Origin of the sequence: Streptomyces iranensis (genome assembly GCF_017874715.1) — a bacterium.
Lineage (GTDB): Bacteria > Actinomycetota > Actinomycetes > Streptomycetales > Streptomycetaceae > Streptomyces > Streptomyces iranensis.
Genome location: NZ_JAGGLR010000042.1, coordinates 40553 through 55663 on the forward strand (window position 1 = coordinate 40553; position 15111 = coordinate 55663).

The following is a 15111-nucleotide window of genomic DNA, read 5'->3' on the forward strand; positions in this document are numbered from 1 at the left end:
CTGTCGTCCGCAGTACGTGAACGCAGCACATGAACGCCGTACGTGAACGCAGCATGTGAATGAGGAGCCTCTTTCATGGTCAAATCCCTCTACGAGCTCGGTGAACTGCCCCCGCTGGGCGAGGTCCCCCAGCAGATGTACGCCTCCCTCATCCGCCAGGATCGCTTCGGAGAGCCGGTCAAGGCCTTCCGCACCGAGGTGGTCGACGTCCCCGCCGTCGGACCCGGCCAGGTGCTGGTCTACGTGATGGCCGCGGGCATCAACTACAACAACGTCTGGGCCGCGAGCGGCCAGCCCGTCGACGTCATCGCCGCACGGCAGAAGTTCGGTCTCCCCGAGGACTTCCACATCGGCGGTTCGGAGGGCTCCGGGGTGGTGTGGGCGGTCGGCCCCGGCGTCCGCCACGTCCGGCCCGGAGACCAGGTGGTCCTCTCCGGAGGGCAGTGGGACGAGACGGCGGAGGACATCCGCCTCAGCGGTGAGCCCCCGTTCTCCAGCTCCGCCCTGGCCTGGGGGTATGAGACCAACTACGGTTCCTTCGCCCAGTTCTGCCTGGTCAACGAGGTCCAGTGCCACCCCAAGCCGGAGAACCTCTCCTGGGAGGCGGCGGCCTGCTTCATGCTCTCGGCGCCCACCGCGTACCGCCAGCTCTTCGGCTGGCCGGGCAATACGGTGCGCCCCGGCGACCCGGTGCTCATCTGGGGCGGCGCGGGCGGCCTCGGCTCCAGCGCCATCCAGCTGACCCGGATGGTCGGCGGCATCCCCATCGCCGTGGTGTCCGACGACCGGCGTGCCGAGTTCTGCCTCGAACTCGGCGCCCGGGGTGTCATCAACCGCAATGACTTCGACCACTGGGGCCGGCTCCCGGACGCGGACGACGAGGAGGGCATGGCCCGCTTCCTGCGCGGTGCGCGGGCCTTCGGCAAGAAGATCTGGGAGATCCTCGGCGAGCGCGCCTCACCGACGATCGTCTTCGAGCACAGCGGCCAGGCGACCCTGCCCACCTCCGTCTATCTGTGCGCCACCGGCGGCATGGTGGTGATCTGCGGCGGCACCTCCGGCTACAACGGCGACATCGACCTGCGCCACCTCTGGATGCGGTCCAAGCGGCTCCAGGGCTCGCACGGCGCCAACACCCGGGAGTTCCGCGAGGTGACCAAGCTGGTGAGCGAGGGCGTCCTCGACCCCTGCCTCACCCGCTGCGACGACTTCGAGGGAGTCGGCCGGCTGCATCAGCTGATGCACGACAACACCCACCCCGGCGGCAACATGTCCGTCCTCGTCAACGCCCCCGAGCGCGGCATGAACACTCTGCCTGCCTGATCGGGCCACCCATACGCCCAGGAGAACACCGTGCACCAACCCCCTCACGCCGCCGAGCGGCCGGCACCGGGGCCGGGGGCTGCGCCCGCCGCCCGCACCGTCCATCCGCTCGAGATGGCGAACGGCACCAGACTGTGGCTTGTCACCGGATACGGACCGGTGCGCCAGGCGCTTTCGGACCCCCGGTTCGCCAAGGACTCCTGGGAGATCATGCGGATCCTGCGGGACCGCCGGATCCAGGCCCATCAGGAGATCTTCAGCCAGGCGCTCAGCCATCACATGCTCAACACCGATCCGCCCGAGCACCACCGGCTGCGGCACATGGTGAACAAGGGCTTCACCCTGCGCCGGGTGCAGCGGCTGCGGCCCCGTATCGAGCAGATCACCGATCAACTGCTGGACGCCGTCCAGGGACAGGACTCGGTCGACCTCATCGAGGCCCTGGCCTTCCCACTGCCCATCACCGTGATCTGCGAACTGCTCGGCGTGCCCGAGGAGGACCGGCGCACCTTCAGATCCTGGACCAACGCCTTCGTCCTGGCGGTCGAGCCCGAGGTCTTCAGGGACGCGAGCGTCGCCATGAACGCGTACATCCGTGAGCTGGTGGCCGCCAAACGCGCGGCGCCCGGGGACGACATGATCTCCGCCCTCGCCACCGAGGACAGCGAGTCGGCGCTGGACGACGAGGAAATCGCGGCCATGGCCGTACTGCTGCTCGCGGCCGGTCATGAGACCACCGTGAACCTCATCGGCAACGGCGCACTGGCCTTGGTGACCCACCCCGGTCAGTTCGCCGCCCTGCGCGCCGACCGCTCCCTGCTGCCCGGAGCCATCGAGGAGTTCCTGCGCTTCGAGAGCCCGGTCAACCAGGCGACCATGCGCTTCACCAAGGAACCGGTCGAGATCGGCGGCGTGCTCATCCCCGAGGACGAGTTCGTGATGGTCAACGTCGACTCCGCCAACCACGACCCCGAGCGGTTCCCCCAGCCCGGCCGGCTGGATCTGAAGCGGGACGCCCGGGGCCATGTCTCCTTCGGGCACGGCATCCACTTCTGCCTCGGCGCGCCGCTGGCCCGGCTGGAGGCCGAAGTCGTCTTCACCAAGCTGCTCGACTGCTTCGAGACGATCGAACTCGCCACTCCGGTGGCACAGCTGGAATGGCGCAGCAGCACTCTGATGCGCGGTCTGGAAAGCCTGCCGCTGCGCATGGCATAAGCCGGAACATGGACAACTCGCCATTACCGGTGGGGCGTTGTTGGCAGCATGTGTCCGAAACTCTTGAGTCCCTTGATCGGCCGCACGTAATGTCCTGAGGCGTCGGCCCCAACAAATGTGAAGAAGGCAGAGGAAGAGCATATGAGCGCACTTGTGCAGGAGCGCCGCGATGACATCAAGGAAATCGTCTGCGACATCCTTGAAATCGATCCGGAGGAATTGAAGGACAGCAGCCTTCTGAAGGAGGACCACGACGCCGACTCCCTGCGGGCCATCGAGATCCTGGCCGCCCTGGAGAAGACGTTCGGAATCTCCATCGACCAGGCGGAGATGTCGCGCATGGTGAATCTCGACGGCATTTACGCGGTGGTCTCCGAGGCGAGCGACAAGTAAGAGCGGAACGGGACTTCGATCGGCCGGCCGGGAGTTGAGGAGAGAGCGGGATCATGCGGACTGAGGCCCCTCACCGAGTCGTCGTCACCGGTATGGGAGCGATATCCAGTATCGGCATCGGAACGGCTGACTTTCTCACCGGGCTGCGCTCCGGGCGCAGCGCGGTGCGGCCCATCACGGCGTTCGACACCGAGGGATTCGCCCACGCCATGGGGTGCGAGGTGACGGGCTTCGCCCCCGAGGACCACATCCGCAACGTCCCCCTGCACACGCTGGGCCGGGCGGGCCAGTTCTCGGTGTCGGCCGCCCGGATGGCCGTCGAGGACGCCGGGCTGGACGAGGCGGACCTGCGGGCCCGCCGGGGCCTGACCGCGATCGGCACCACCGACGGCGAGGCCAGGGACATGGACCGGCTGGTCGAGACCGAGGTGTCGAAGGGGCCCGAGGCGATGGACCCGGTGGTGGCCGAGCGGGTCACCGCGGGCCGGCTGTCGTCGGCGGTGGCGCGCGAGTTGGGCCTGCGCTCGGTGGAGGCGGTCACCCTGCCCACCGCCTGCGCCGCCGGGAACTACGCCATCGGCTACGGGTACGACGCCATCAGCTCCGGGGACGTGGACTACGCGCTGTGCGGCGGCGCCGACGCGCTCTGCCGCAAGACGTTCACCGGCTTCTACCGGATCGGGACCATCGCGCCCGAGAAGTGCCGGCCTTTCGACAGGGACCGCCAGGGAATACTCACCGGCGAGGGCGCAGGCGTTCTGGTCCTGGAGAATCTGGAGTCCGCCCGGGTGCGGGGCGCGCGCATCCACGCCGAAGTGCTCGGGTTCGCCTTGAACTGCGATGCGCATCACCCGGTCGCACCCGATGAGGACAGCGTGGCCGACTGTATGCGGCTCGCGCTGGAGAATGCCGGAGTGGGGCCCGGAGACATCGACTTCATCTCCGCCCACGGCACCGGGACCTGGGCCAACGACGTGACCGAGGCCGCCGCCGTGCGCCGGGTGTTCGGGGCGGACACGGCCCCGCGCACGATTTCCATGAAATCGATGCTCGGTCACAGCATGGGAGCCGCGAGCGCGCTGGCCTCGATCGGCTGTGTGCTCGCCATCGTCGAAGGGTTCATCCCGCCCACGATCAACCATGTCGAGACCGACCCCGAATGCGGCCTCGACTGTGTGCCCAATGAGGCCGTCGCCGCCAAACCGAGAGTCGTGCAGAACAACGGCCTCGCCTTCGGAGGAAACAACGCTGTGCTGATCTTGGGCAAATACGAGGAGGAACAGACGTGGCACGGGTGAACGACCGCACGCGACGGTCCCGATGAACTGGGCGATAACCGGCACCGGTGCGGTGGCCAGCATCGGGAGGGACACCGACGAGGTCTTCGACGCCCTCTGCGCGGGTCGCAGTGGACGCGCCCTGCTGCGCGGCTTCGACAGCCGCGCCTACCGGGCCGCACACGCCTACGAGATCGACGACCGCCCCGCGGACGGCGCCGATGTGCCGGCCCGCGCGACCGCCTGGCTGCTGCGGGCGGTGGCCGAGGCACTGCGCGACGCCGGTCTTGACGAGGACCTCTCCGGCACCCCGGTGATCGTCGGCACCGGACTGCGGGAGCTGCGGTCCGTCGAGCTCAAGTGGTGCGAGTCCGCCGACTTCGACCTCGGCGGACTCCACTTCGGGACCGCGCTGCGCGAGCGCTTCGGGGCCACCTGGACCTACACGATCTCCAACGCGTGCTCGGCGTCCCTGCACGCCCTGGCCATGGGGAGCGACCTGCTCACCGCGGGCACCGCCGAGGCGGTGGTGGTGGCCGGTGTGGACACCATCACGGCGAGCATGTTCGGGCTGCTGGACCGGGTGCAGCTGGACCCCCCGGACCGGGTGCGGCCCTTCGACCAGAACCGCCGGGGCACCCTCATGGGCGACGGCGCCGCGGCCGTGGTGCTCACCCGGGAGGACCACCCCGCGGCCCGCCTGGCCAGGGGCCGGCTCCGGGCCGCGAGCATGAACTGCGACGCCTCCCACCCGACCGCACCCGATCCGGCCGGTATCGCCCAGGCCATCCGCCTGGCGCATGAGCAGGCCGGTATCAAGGCCGACGACGTCGATCTGGTCCTGCTGCACGGCACCGGAACCGCCCTCAACGACGAGGCGGAGGCCACGGCCCTGTGCGACGTCTTCGGCAGCGGGATCGGCCTGCCGCTGATGACGGCGGTGAAGTCCATGACCGGGCACACCTCGGGCGGATCCGGGCTGCTCGGCCTGATCGTCGCCGTCCGGGCGCTGGCCGCGGGCCGGGTCCCGCCGACCATCGCCCTGGACACCCCGGCCGGAGTCGCCGGGCGGTTCCGCTTCGCGACCGGGGCCACCCCGCCGGAGGAGCCGGAGCGGCTGCGGATCGCGCAGGTCGACGCGTTCGGCTTCGGCGGGGTCAACGCGGTCGCCATCGTGGAAGGAGTGGCCGCGTGACATCCGCATCTGACGCCGTCGTGACCGCATCTGACGCCGTCGTGACCGGCGTCGGCCTGGCGCTGCCGGGCGCCCGCCACACCGCGGACCTGCTGCGCACCACCCGGGAACCGGCCGAGCCGGTGGACCCCGGCACCCTGATCGGCCGCCGGGGCCTGCGCTACAAGGACCGGGCCACCCAGCTCGCCCTGTGCGCCGCACAGGACGTCCTGCGCTCATCCGGGCTGCTGCCGGCCGACGGCGAGGGCGGACTGACCGTTCCCGGGGACTCGGTCGGCGTCGCCGTCAGCTCCAACCTCGGCAACCTGGACACCGTCTGCGAGGTGGCCTCGGCCATCGCGGCGGAGACGACCTCGCGCATCAGCCCCATGGCGCTGCCCAACGCGTCGAGCAATGTGATCGCCTCATCGGTGGCGATGCAGCACGGGCTGCGCGGACCCAACCTGATGTTCTGCAACGGACCGACCTCGGGGCTCGACGCGGTGTACTGGGCCGCGGCCCTGGTGTCCGCCGGCCGGTGCGACCGGGTGGTCGTCATCGGCGTGGAGACCGCCAACGCCGTGGTGGAAGGGCTGCTCGGCGAGCCCGCGGAGCGACTGCTGGACGGCGCCGTCGCCCTGGTCGTCGAGAGCGGGCCGGCCGCCCGCGCCCGCGGCGCGCGGCCGATGGCCGCCCTGGGGCCGTACACCCGGCGGGGAAGTGTCCGGGCCGTGGTCGAGCGGGTGCTCCCCGGGGGACGCCCCGCCCCCGCCATCTGGTTCACCTCCCAGGAGCAGCCCCCGGCCCTCGCCACGCCCGGCTTCCCCGACGCGCCACGCCATGACCCGACCGGCGTGTTCGGGCGGGCCGACGGCGCCCTGGGCGTGCTCCAGTGCGCCGCCGCCGTCGGCCGGTTCGGCACCCACCCCAGCGGAACGGCGCTGATCACCACGGGTGACGACACCGATGACGCGGTCGCGGGCCTGCTGCTGCACTCCGCCCGGGAGGAACGCCCGTGAGCGTGGACCCCGGCCGGTACACCACCCCGGTACGCCAGAGCGGCGGCGACGCGGAGCAGCAGCCGGTGATCGTGCGGTGCGCCCGGCGGGCACTGGCCCCCGATCCGCTGCGGGTGCTGCTGCTGCACGGGCTGTGCAGCAACGCCGGTGTCTGGGACCCCTTCGTGCCGCTGGCCGACCCGCGGTGCGAGCTGTGGACCGCCGACCTGCCGTGGCGGGGCACCGGGGTGCACGGCTGGACCGGCCTCCCCGTCGAGACCTGGGCCGGTCGGGCGGTGGCCGCCGTACCGGGCGGGCCCGACGTCGTCATCGCGCACTCCTTCGGCACCAGCGCCGCGCTGACCTGGCTGGACCGGTGGAGCAGCGGCGGCGCGGACACCCGGGGGCCGAGCGCCGTGGTGCTCGTCTCCCCGCTGTACCGGGCCACGGCCGAGGAGTTCGACTGGAACTCGCTCGCCTACTACGTCAACAACTTCGACCGGATCCTCATCGAAGGCATGCACATGGGGCCCAGCAGGCGTCTCCCCGCGGAGCGCCGGCACACCATCGCCATGAAGATCCGCGATCTGGTCAGCCCCTACGGGTGGTTCCAGTTCTTCGGCACGTATCTGCGGATGCCGCAGATGCGCACCGAACGGATGACGATGCCGTTCCTCCTCGTCAGCGGCGGCGAGGACATGGTGGCCGCCCCCTCCGACGCGGAAGGGCTCGCCAAGTCGCTTCCCGACGCGTCCGTGCACGTCCTGCCGTGCCATGGACACTTCCCGATGGTCACGGCGGCCGAAGAGTTCGCCGACCTCACCAACACGTTCCTGCGGACCCGGCTGCCGGGCCCGCCGTCAGGATCCCCTCACCTCACCATGGAGCACAACCGATGACCACCGACACCGAGCCCGTGCTGGAACCGCTGCTCGCCAAGAGCACGCAGGTGGCCCTGCGGCCCCGGTACGAAGGCTCGAACATCTGCACCTGGATCGGGTTCAAGCATGTCAACTACCTGGTCGAGGAGGCCGTTCTCGAGCACTTCCGCAGCGCGGGGATGCCCGCCCGTGCCCTGTTCGAGGACTACGGCCTGGGTCTGGACCTCGTCGGCCTGGACACCCGCATCCTGCACGCCCTGCACATGGACGACCTCGTGGAGACCCGGGTCGAACCGGCGGCCAAGGACACCGACGACGTCCTCCGCTTCCGGGTCACACTGACCCTGGAGCGGGGCGGGCAGCGGCTCAAGGCGGCCACCTCCAAGGTCGCGGTCTCCCTGCGGCGCAGCGACTTCCTGCCCGCCGAGGGCGAGCCGCCGGCCGAACTGGCCCGGTTCGTGGTGTCCAGGCTGGGCACCGGGCAGGCGCAGTCACCCCCCGCGGCCGTGCCCGCCGACGACCGCGCGCTCTCCCTCGGCCGGGGCACGACCGGCGCCGACCCGGTGCTGGAGCAGCTGACCGCCGGGGAGAACGCCTTCGGCTGGAAGTGGCGCATCCCGTACCCGTACTGCCACTTCAGCGAGCGCATCCAGATGTCCGGCTATCTGCGCCAGATGGAGGAGGTGGTCGACCTCTTCCTGGCCGACCGGGGCATCTCCATCAAGCAGCTGCTCGAGGACCGCAAGTGGATACCCGTCGTCCCGCACTCCTCCATCCACGTCCTCGACGAGGCGCTGATGGAGGAGGACCTCTACACCGTCTACACGGTCGAGGACGTGTTCAAGGACTTCACCTACACCTCCCGCCTGGACTGCTACGTGGTGCGTGAGGGCCGGCTCGTGCGGACCGCCACCGGCACCATCACCCACGGCTACGCGGAGATCGAGAGCCGCCACGACTGGTCCCTGGTCACCTTCGACGACCGCGTCCTGCGTGCCCTCGGTGGCGAACCGGCCGCCGGCTGACGGCCGGGGCACGGACGGACGCTGACGGACCGGACGCCGATGGACCCGGAGACATCCCTGCCATGAACGAATACCTGCTGATCGAGAGCGGCGGCCCGCCGGCCGGTCCGGGCAGTCACCGGTTCACCGGCGACGCCGCCCAACTGGTGCGGGAGGGCGAGGACGTCGTGCTGTTCCTGGTCGAGAACGGCGTGGCCGGGGCGGTGCGGGGAGCCATGCCCGAACTCGACGCCCTGCTGGGAAACGGCGGCCGGCTGTGGGTGGACGCGTTCTCCCTGCGCCAGCGGGCCGTTGACGCCGAGGATCTGGTGCCCGGCGCCCGGCTGGTGGAGATGCGAGACGTGGCGCGGAAGCTGCTGAGCCCCGCGGTGCGGATGGTGTGGCACTGACATGGTCTTCGCCGTCCGACACACCGATGTGATGCTGAAACTGCTGGGCGCGCCCCACCGCACCGATCTGGTGACCAGCGCGCTCCGGCTGGCCCAGGCCCTGCTGGACGAGGGCGCCGCCGTACAGGTCTGGGCCTGCGGCGACGCCACCGCGCTCACCTGCGCCGCCTTCGGCGACAGCAAACCCGTCAACGTCGCCGAGCGCACGGTGGACCACCCCTCCACCGGCACGGTGATACGGGAGCTGCTCACCGCCTACCCCGAGCGCCTGGACTGGTACGTCTGCCGCTTCTGCTGTGCGGAGCGCGGCAGGTCCGAGCAGATCACCGAGGTGCTCAAGCGCCCGCCGAGCCAGTTCTGGCAGCACGTACGGGCCACCGACAAGGTCGTGGCGATGGGGGTCTGCTGAACCGTGGCCACGACCGACAACACCCTGCTGATCATCGAGCGCGCCCATCGGGGCGCGGTCGAGACCCAGTTCGCCGACACCCTGTTCTTCGTCCGTGAGCTGCACCGGCAGAGCGGAGGCCTCCATGTGGTGCTGCGCGGTCTCGCAGCCTCGTACGCGGTGGACACCACGTATGAGGCGGCCCTGCGCATCGCCGGGCGAACGCTCGACACGCTCCCCGACCCGCGCCGGCTGCTCCGGCAACTCCTCGACGACGGCGCCACCGTGTTCGTGGAGGAGGCCGATCTGTCCGCGCTGGGCGCCCGCGCGCGGGAGCGATTGCTCCCCGGAGTGCGCCGCGTGGCCGGGGCCGAGCTGGTGAGCCGCTGGTCCGACTACGCACGGGTGTGGTTCTTCTGACCTCCGCCCGCGCCCACCCCCACCCCCATCCGCCTCCCGCCCGCGCCCGAAGGAAACAACCGTCCATGGTCTCCACCGACACGGCCGCCGGTCCGGTCATCTCCGCCTGGTCCGCGATCTCCCCGCTCGGGCTGGGCAGCACCGAGTTCTCCCGGGGGCTGGGCTCCGGCCGCCGGGCCGCGGTCCGGCTGGACCGCGAGGAGTGGCAGGTGCCGTATCGGGAGGCGTGCCTGGTCCCCGGCTTCGACATCCGGGGGCTGCTGGGCCGCAAGGGCACCCGCTCGATGGACCGGATCACCGGCCTGGCCGTGGTCGCCCTCGGCCGGCTGCTCGCCACCGGCGACGCCGTTCGGCTGCCGGGGATCGACGAGGACACCGGCCTGGTGCTGGGCACCAGCACCGGAAGCGCCCAGAGCATGATGAACTTCACCCGGGACTCCCTGGTGGGGGACCGCCCCTATCTGGTCGACCCGGCGCGCTTCCCCAACACCGTGATGAACTGCGCCGCCGGACAGTCGGCCATCTGGCACCGCCTCAAGGGCCCCAACACCACGATCGCCGGGGGCAGGGCCACCGGACTGCTGGCCCTGCGGTACGCGCTGCGGCTGCACCGGGCGGGCCGCGCGCGGACCCTGCTGTGCGGCGCGGTCGAGGAGTTCTCCACGGCCCGCGCCTGGCTCGCCTGGCACGCGCGCGGAGTCACCGGTGACGACGGGCGGCACGACGCCGTACTCGGCGAGGGCGCCGCGGTGTGGCTGCTCGAGGACGCCGAGGACGCCCGGGTCCACGGCCGGCGCGGTATCGCGGAGGTCATGGGGCTGGAGTTCGGCTTCGCCGAGGACCACTCGGCGATCCGGCCGGTGCTGGCGGACTGTCTGCGCCGGCTGCTGGAGCGGTCGGGCCTCGCCGCGGACGGCATCGACGCCCTCGCCGACACCCAGTTGGCCGGGCCCGACGGCGACGCGGAGCGCGCCGCCGTCGCCGAGGTGCTCGGCACCCGCCTTCCGCCCCGGGTGGCCTGCGCCGATTCCATCGGCGACACGTTCGCGGCATCCGCAGCCTTCCAGATCGCCGCGGTGCTCGCCCGCGCCGGATCCGGGGAGTCCGATGCCGGGGCCCGGACCGTCCTGATCACTTCCGCCGAGGCCAACGGCATGGTCGGAGCCGCCCTGCTGAGGCTCGCGGGTTCCTGACCCCGTGCGCCATGTCCGATGGCGAACCTCAACCGATGGCGAACCGCAATTCGATGGCGACCCGCAACCGATGGAGAGGCGAGGCACGATGCCCGACACCCAACCGACCCCCCTCGACCTGGAGGAGCTGCGGCGCACCATCGCCGAGGTGTTCTGCGTGGACCCGGGCGAGGTGACCGACGAGACCCGCTTCGTGGAGGATCTGGGCGGCGATTCGCTGCTGGCGCTCGAGGTGATCGTCGCCCTGGAGAAGAAGTACTCCGTGCGGTTCGCGGAGTCGGATGTGCGCGGGCTGACCACGCTGCCACGGACCTACGACGTGCTCGCGGACAAGCTCGGAGCCCGGGGATGAGCCGGGTGTGCACTCCGGTGGCGGGCCGGATCGAGCACGGCACGGCCCCGGACGGGACCACGCGCGTATCGATGACCGTCGGGCCCGAGGAGCCGGTGTTCCCCGGCCACTACCCCGGATTCCCGATCTTCCCCGGCGTCTGTGTCATCGAGTTCCTGCACCGCGGAGCGCTGGCCACGGTCCCGGAACCGGACCGCGCCTGGGCGCTGTCCGGCATCGAGAGCGCGCGGTTCATGAACCCCGTCCTCCCGGGCGATACGCTCACCGCCGAGCTGACCTGGCGCCGCGACGGCGCGGGCGGACGCTGCTCCGCCTCGGTCACCGGCCCGCGCGGCACCATCGCCCGGATCGCCCTCCGCTTCGAGGACGAGGGGGCGCGGTGACCGAGATGTCCGCCGGTGTCGCCGAACTCAAACGACGGCTTCCGCACCGCCATCCGATGCTGCTGCTCGACCGGGTCGTCCGGGTGGAGCCCGGCGCGCGGCTCATCGCACGCAAGGCCGTCACCTGCAACGAGCCCTGGTACGAGCGCCTCGCCGACGACGCGGCCGAAAGGGACCACGACTACCCGGTGGTGCTGCTCGTCGAGTCCTGCTGCCAGGCCGCCGGTCTCCTCGCCACCTGGGACGCCCCGGTCCCCGACGCGCGGGGCGATCGCGTGATGCTGTTCGGCGGCATCTCAGGGGTCCGGTTCACCGGGCGGGTGCGTCCGGGCGATGTGGTGGAACACCAGGTGCGGCAGACCCGGAGCTTCGCGGACACCGTGATCTTCGAGGGGCGGAGCACGGTCGGGGACGAGACCGTCATGGAGATCGAACAGCTGGTCATCGCGTTCCGGCCGGGAGCCGGGCTGGCCACGGCCACCCCGGCCACGGCGGACCGGGCTCGAGGGGGGCGGACGACATGACCGGCACCGACAACCGGGTGGCCGTGGTCACCGGTGGTACGCGAGGCATCGGACGGGCCACGGTGCTGCGCCTGGCGCGCGAGGGGTACGACGTGGCGTTCTGCCATGCCTCACCCGATCCGGAGCCCGGCGCACTGCTGGCGAAGGAGGTCGAGGAGCTGGACCGGCGGGCGATGGCCCTGCGGACCGATGTCTCGGACGCGGACGAGGTCCGCCGGTTCATGGTCGCCGTTCAGGAGGAGTTCGGCCCCATCGACGTCACGGTCACCTCCGCGGGCATCGTCCGCGACAATCCGCTGCTGCTCATGAAGGACGAGGAGTGGCACCAGGTCCTGGACACCAACCTCGACGGCACCTACCACGTGTGCCGCGCGGCCGTCTTCGAGATGATGAAGCGCCGACGGGGCTGCATCGTCAACATCTCCTCGGTCGCCGGGGTCCACGGACACCCCACCCAGACCAACTACTCGGCCTCCAAGGCCGGGATCATCGGGTTCACCAAGGCGCTGGCCAAGGAGGTCGGCAGGTACGGCATCCGCGCCAACGTGGTGGCACCCGGATTCATCGAGACCGACATGACCGCCGCGCTGGCCGACAGCGCCCGCGCGGACGCCGCGAAGAAGATCCCGCTGCAGCGCTTCGGACGCCCCGAAGAGGTCGCGGACATGGTCGCGTACCTGGCCTCGGCCGAGTACGTGACCGGAAGCGTGCTGCAGATCGACGGCGGCATCGTCATCTGAGGAAAGGCCGGCCATGCCCCGGAGGGACCGTACGCCCCGCTTCTACTTCTCCCTGCGCAGCCCGTACTCCTGGCTCGCCTACCGCCAACTGCGCGATGAACACCCGGAGGTGGCCGACGCCATCACCTGGCGGCCCTTCTGGGAGCCGGACGCCCGCAGCCTGCTGATGCTGGAAAAGGCGGGCGGCGGCTTCCCGTACGTCGGCATGTCCCGCGCCAAGCACCTCTACATCCTCCAGGACGTGCGCCGGCTGTGCTCCGAGCGCGGGCTCGAGCCCGCGTGGCCGGTCGACCGGGACCCGGTGTGGGAGGTCCCGCATCTGGCCCATCTCGCGGCGGTGGACGAGGGGAAGGGCCCGGAGTTCATCGAACGCCTCTACCGGGCCCGCTGGGAGGAGGGCAGGGACATCTGCGCCCCCGCCACCATCGCGGAGGTGGCCGCCGAACTGGGGCTGCCCAAGGGCCGTCTGGCGGGCGCCGCGGACGACGACGAACTGCGGGAACGCGGGGTCGAGGCGCTGCTGCGGGTCGACGCGGACGGCGTGTTCGGCGTGCCGTTCTTCATCCATGGCTTCCACAAGTTCTGGGGTGTGGACCGGCTCGCCCCGTTCATCGCGTCGGTGACGGACGCCACGCCGGGGCGGCCGGACACCGGATCGTCGGACACCGGGCCGTCGGACACCGGATCGTCGGACAGCGCACCGTCCGCCGTGGCGCCGGGCCGGGGCGGAGACCAGGGGCACGCGGGCGGCTGCGGCTGACCGCGACCCGACGATCGGCGAAGAGGAACCGATGAAGGAACAGAACCTTGGCTCGGCGGCGGCGGTCCACTACTGGGCCCGAACCACCAGGGACACCACCGCCATCGTGTACGAGTCCACTCGGATCAGCTACGGGACGCTGTCCGCCCGGGTGCGATCGCTGGCGCCGGCCCTGTCCGACGGCGGGGTGCGCGCGGGCGACCGGATCGCCTTCCTGGGGCGCAACGGCCCGGTGCTGCTGGCGGCGGCGCTGGCCGCGGCCCACCTCGGAGCCGTCTTCGTGCCGCTCAACGTCCGGTTGGCCGGAAGCGAGGTGGCGTACCTCCTCGGCGACTGCCGCCCCCACACCCTCATCGCCGAGGACGCCAACCGGCCCCTGATCGACGGCATCGCGGACACCGTATCCGTCCAGCGGTTCCTGCTCGCCGACAGCGGCCCCGCCGCTGCCGAGGCGCACCCCCGCTGGGAACCACTGCCGATGCCGGAGGCGGTGGAGACGGCGGAGCCGCCGGAAACGGCGGACGCCGCGCCGCCGGTCGCGGTCCGGCCCACCGACCCCGCGGTCATCATGTACACCTCGGGCACCACAGGGCGGCCCAAGGGCGCGGTGCTCACCCACGGCAATCTGTGGTGGAACCACGTCAACACCGCCGCCGTGATCCGCACCCGGCTGGGCGACCCCACCCTGGTGCTCGCGCCCATGTTCCACATCGCCGGGCTCAGCGGCTTCACCCTGGGCTCCCTCTGTTACGGCGGCACCCTGGTGATCCGGCGCTCCTTCTCTCCCGAGCAGTGCCTGGAGGACCTGGTCGAACACCGGGTGGCCAATCTCATCGCGGTGCCGACGATGTTCGCGGCCATCGCCGCGACGGCCGGTTTCCCGCGCGCCGACCTCTCCGCGCTGCGCGCCGCGATCGTCGGCGGGGCCCCGGTGCCGCCCGCCCTGGTCCGCGACTACCTCGCCCACGGCATCCCCCTGCACCAGGCGTGGGGGATGACCGAGACCGCGCCGCTGGCCGGCCATCTGCCGACCGAGCTGGTGGCCGCCCATCCCGACGCGGCCGGATTCCCGCTGCCCCACACCGAGATACGGCTGGTCGATCCGGCCACCGGCGGTGTGGTCACCGAACCGGAGGTGGCCGCGGAGATCTGTGTCCGGGGGCCCAATGTCTTCGCGGGCTACTGGAACGACCCGGAGGCGACCGGGCGGGTGCTGGACGACGCCGGATGGTTCCGGTCCGGGGACATCGGCCGCTTCGACAAGAACGGTCTGCTGTTCATCGTGGACCGGCTCAAGGACGTCATCATCAGCGGCGGGGAGAACATCTACCCCGCCGAGCTGGAGCGGCATCTGGCCGAGTACCCCGGCGTGCGCGAGGCGGCCGTGGTCGGGGTGGAGCATCCGCGGTGGGGCGAGAGCCCGGTGGCGGTGCTGTGCCAGGACGAGGACGGCCGGGCCACCCTGGAGGAGATCCGGGCGTTCATCGGGCAACGGCTGGCGCGGTACAAGCTCCCCACGGCCGTTCACCATGCCGACGCACTGCCCCGGAATGGCAGCGGAAAGGTGGACAAAGCCGCCTTGCGCGTACAGGTGCTTGGCGGACAGCGGCCATGACACCCCTCTGAAGTGCCGCCGGAACCCCACCGTGCCCGAACACGCGTAAAACACCCCGGCC

18 protein-coding genes are annotated in these 15111 nt (G+C 71.2%); all 18 read left to right on the top strand.

Annotated elements, in window-relative coordinates:
- Positions 1–75: 75 nt before the first annotated feature.
- The 18 genes from ccrA to J2Z30_RS47265 all read left to right on the top strand — a co-directional run bounded on the left by ccrA (position 76) and on the right by J2Z30_RS47265 (position 15050).
- A complete protein-coding gene (gene ccrA / locus J2Z30_RS47180) occupies positions 76–1323 on the top strand; it encodes a crotonyl-CoA carboxylase/reductase (RefSeq protein ID WP_044579371.1) in 1248 nt (415 codons plus the stop codon).
- A gap of 30 nt (positions 1324–1353) precedes the next feature.
- The gene (locus J2Z30_RS51550) at positions 1354–2538 is read left to right on the top strand and encodes a cytochrome P450 family protein (RefSeq protein WP_052701761.1); all 1185 of its coding nucleotides are present in this window, start codon (positions 1354–1356) and stop codon (positions 2536–2538) included.
- A gap of 141 nt (positions 2539–2679) precedes the next feature.
- On the top strand, positions 2680–2931 hold the full coding sequence (locus tag J2Z30_RS47190; RefSeq protein ID WP_044579372.1) for an acyl carrier protein: 252 nt from the start codon (positions 2680–2682) through the stop codon (positions 2929–2931).
- Positions 2932–2984: 53 nt separating this feature from the next.
- Complete coding sequence (locus J2Z30_RS47195) at positions 2985–4229, top strand: beta-ketoacyl-[acyl-carrier-protein] synthase family protein (RefSeq protein ID WP_044579374.1); 1245 nt, start codon at positions 2985–2987, stop codon at positions 4227–4229.
- Between the two features lie 22 nt (positions 4230–4251).
- Positions 4252–5403 carry a beta-ketoacyl synthase N-terminal-like domain-containing protein gene (locus tag J2Z30_RS47200; protein ID WP_044579376.1) on the top strand — a complete coding sequence of 384 codons (1152 nt, stop codon included), beginning with the start codon at positions 4252–4254 and terminating at the stop codon, positions 5401–5403.
- The gene (locus tag J2Z30_RS47205; RefSeq protein ID WP_308280277.1) at positions 5400–6401 is read left to right on the top strand and encodes a beta-ketoacyl synthase N-terminal-like domain-containing protein; all 1002 of its coding nucleotides are present in this window, start codon (positions 5400–5402) and stop codon (positions 6399–6401) included. The genes J2Z30_RS47200 and J2Z30_RS47205 overlap by 4 nt, the downstream gene beginning before the upstream one ends.
- The gene (locus J2Z30_RS47210) at positions 6398–7279 is read left to right on the top strand and encodes an alpha/beta fold hydrolase (RefSeq protein WP_107073415.1); all 882 of its coding nucleotides are present in this window, start codon (positions 6398–6400) and stop codon (positions 7277–7279) included. The genes J2Z30_RS47205 and J2Z30_RS47210 overlap by 4 nt, the downstream gene beginning before the upstream one ends.
- Positions 7276–8286: a hotdog family protein gene (locus tag J2Z30_RS47215; RefSeq protein WP_044579380.1), complete on the top strand. Its 1011-nt coding sequence runs from the start codon at positions 7276–7278 to the stop codon at positions 8284–8286. Before J2Z30_RS47210 ends, J2Z30_RS47215 begins: the two co-directional genes overlap by 4 nt.
- Positions 8287–8348: 62 nt before the next feature.
- On the top strand, positions 8349–8675 hold the full coding sequence (locus tag J2Z30_RS47220) for a DsrE family protein (RefSeq protein ID WP_044579382.1): 327 nt from the start codon (positions 8349–8351) through the stop codon (positions 8673–8675).
- 1 nt (position 8676) lies between these two features.
- Positions 8677–9084 carry a hypothetical protein gene (locus J2Z30_RS47225; protein ID WP_044579383.1) on the top strand — a complete coding sequence of 136 codons (408 nt, stop codon included), beginning with the start codon at positions 8677–8679 and terminating at the stop codon, positions 9082–9084.
- Between the two features lie 3 nt (positions 9085–9087).
- Positions 9088–9483: a hypothetical protein gene (locus tag J2Z30_RS47230; RefSeq protein ID WP_044579384.1), complete on the top strand. Its 396-nt coding sequence runs from the start codon at positions 9088–9090 to the stop codon at positions 9481–9483.
- A 65-nt stretch (positions 9484–9548) separates the two neighbouring features.
- Positions 9549–10676 (top strand): beta-ketoacyl synthase N-terminal-like domain-containing protein, encoded by a 1128-nt coding sequence (locus J2Z30_RS47235; RefSeq protein ID WP_044579388.1) that lies wholly within the window; start codon positions 9549–9551, stop codon positions 10674–10676.
- An 88-nt stretch (positions 10677–10764) separates the two neighbouring features.
- Entirely contained in the window at positions 10765–11028 is a 264-nt protein-coding gene (locus J2Z30_RS47240) for an acyl carrier protein (protein ID WP_044579389.1), read from the top strand.
- Positions 11025–11411, top strand: coding sequence for an ApeI family dehydratase (locus J2Z30_RS47245; RefSeq protein WP_044579390.1), 387 nt, complete (start codon positions 11025–11027; stop codon positions 11409–11411). Before J2Z30_RS47240 ends, J2Z30_RS47245 begins: the two co-directional genes overlap by 4 nt.
- A gap of 5 nt (positions 11412–11416) precedes the next feature.
- Positions 11417–11935: a 3-hydroxyacyl-ACP dehydratase FabZ family protein gene (locus tag J2Z30_RS47250; RefSeq protein ID WP_044582343.1), complete on the top strand. Its 519-nt coding sequence runs from the start codon at positions 11417–11419 to the stop codon at positions 11933–11935.
- A complete protein-coding gene (gene fabG / locus J2Z30_RS47255; RefSeq protein ID WP_044579391.1) occupies positions 11932–12675 on the top strand; it encodes a 3-oxoacyl-[acyl-carrier-protein] reductase in 744 nt (247 codons plus the stop codon). Before J2Z30_RS47250 ends, fabG begins: the two co-directional genes overlap by 4 nt.
- A 13-nt stretch (positions 12676–12688) precedes the next feature.
- Positions 12689–13435: a 2-hydroxychromene-2-carboxylate isomerase gene (locus J2Z30_RS47260; RefSeq protein WP_044579392.1), complete on the top strand. Its 747-nt coding sequence runs from the start codon at positions 12689–12691 to the stop codon at positions 13433–13435.
- 31 nt (positions 13436–13466) lie between these two features.
- Positions 13467–15050 (top strand): AMP-binding protein, encoded by a 1584-nt coding sequence (locus J2Z30_RS47265; protein ID WP_044579393.1) that lies wholly within the window; start codon positions 13467–13469, stop codon positions 15048–15050.
- The last annotated feature ends 61 nt before the right edge of the window (positions 15051–15111 follow it).

Bases quoted from the DNA above. Each gene is read 5' to 3' on its own strand.
- J2Z30_RS47260 (WP_044579392.1), top strand. From the start codon at position 12,689: ATGCCCCGGAGGGACCGTACGCCCCGCTTCTACTTCTCCCTGCGCAGC.
- J2Z30_RS47240 (WP_044579389.1), top strand. From the start codon at position 10,765: ATGCCCGACACCCAACCGACCCCCCTCGACCTGGAGGAGCTGCGGCGC.
- fabG (WP_044579391.1), top strand. From the start codon at position 11,932: ATGACCGGCACCGACAACCGGGTGGCCGTGGTCACCGGTGGTACGCGA.
- J2Z30_RS47200 (WP_044579376.1), top strand. From the start codon at position 4,252: ATGAACTGGGCGATAACCGGCACCGGTGCGGTGGCCAGCATCGGGAGG.
- J2Z30_RS47265 (WP_044579393.1), top strand. From the start codon at position 13,467: ATGAAGGAACAGAACCTTGGCTCGGCGGCGGCGGTCCACTACTGGGCC.
- ccrA (WP_044579371.1), top strand. From the start codon at position 76: ATGGTCAAATCCCTCTACGAGCTCGGTGAACTGCCCCCGCTGGGCGAG.
- J2Z30_RS47225 (WP_044579383.1), top strand. From the start codon at position 8,677: ATGGTCTTCGCCGTCCGACACACCGATGTGATGCTGAAACTGCTGGGC.
- J2Z30_RS47195 (WP_044579374.1), top strand. From the start codon at position 2,985: ATGCGGACTGAGGCCCCTCACCGAGTCGTCGTCACCGGTATGGGAGCG.
- J2Z30_RS47220 (WP_044579382.1), top strand. From the start codon at position 8,349: ATGAACGAATACCTGCTGATCGAGAGCGGCGGCCCGCCGGCCGGTCCG.
- J2Z30_RS47250 (WP_044582343.1), top strand. From the start codon at position 11,417: ATGTCCGCCGGTGTCGCCGAACTCAAACGACGGCTTCCGCACCGCCAT.
- J2Z30_RS47215 (WP_044579380.1), top strand. From the start codon at position 7,276: ATGACCACCGACACCGAGCCCGTGCTGGAACCGCTGCTCGCCAAGAGC.
- J2Z30_RS47190 (WP_044579372.1), top strand. From the start codon at position 2,680: ATGAGCGCACTTGTGCAGGAGCGCCGCGATGACATCAAGGAAATCGTC.
- J2Z30_RS47235 (WP_044579388.1), top strand. From the start codon at position 9,549: ATGGTCTCCACCGACACGGCCGCCGGTCCGGTCATCTCCGCCTGGTCC.
- J2Z30_RS47245 (WP_044579390.1), top strand. From the start codon at position 11,025: ATGAGCCGGGTGTGCACTCCGGTGGCGGGCCGGATCGAGCACGGCACG.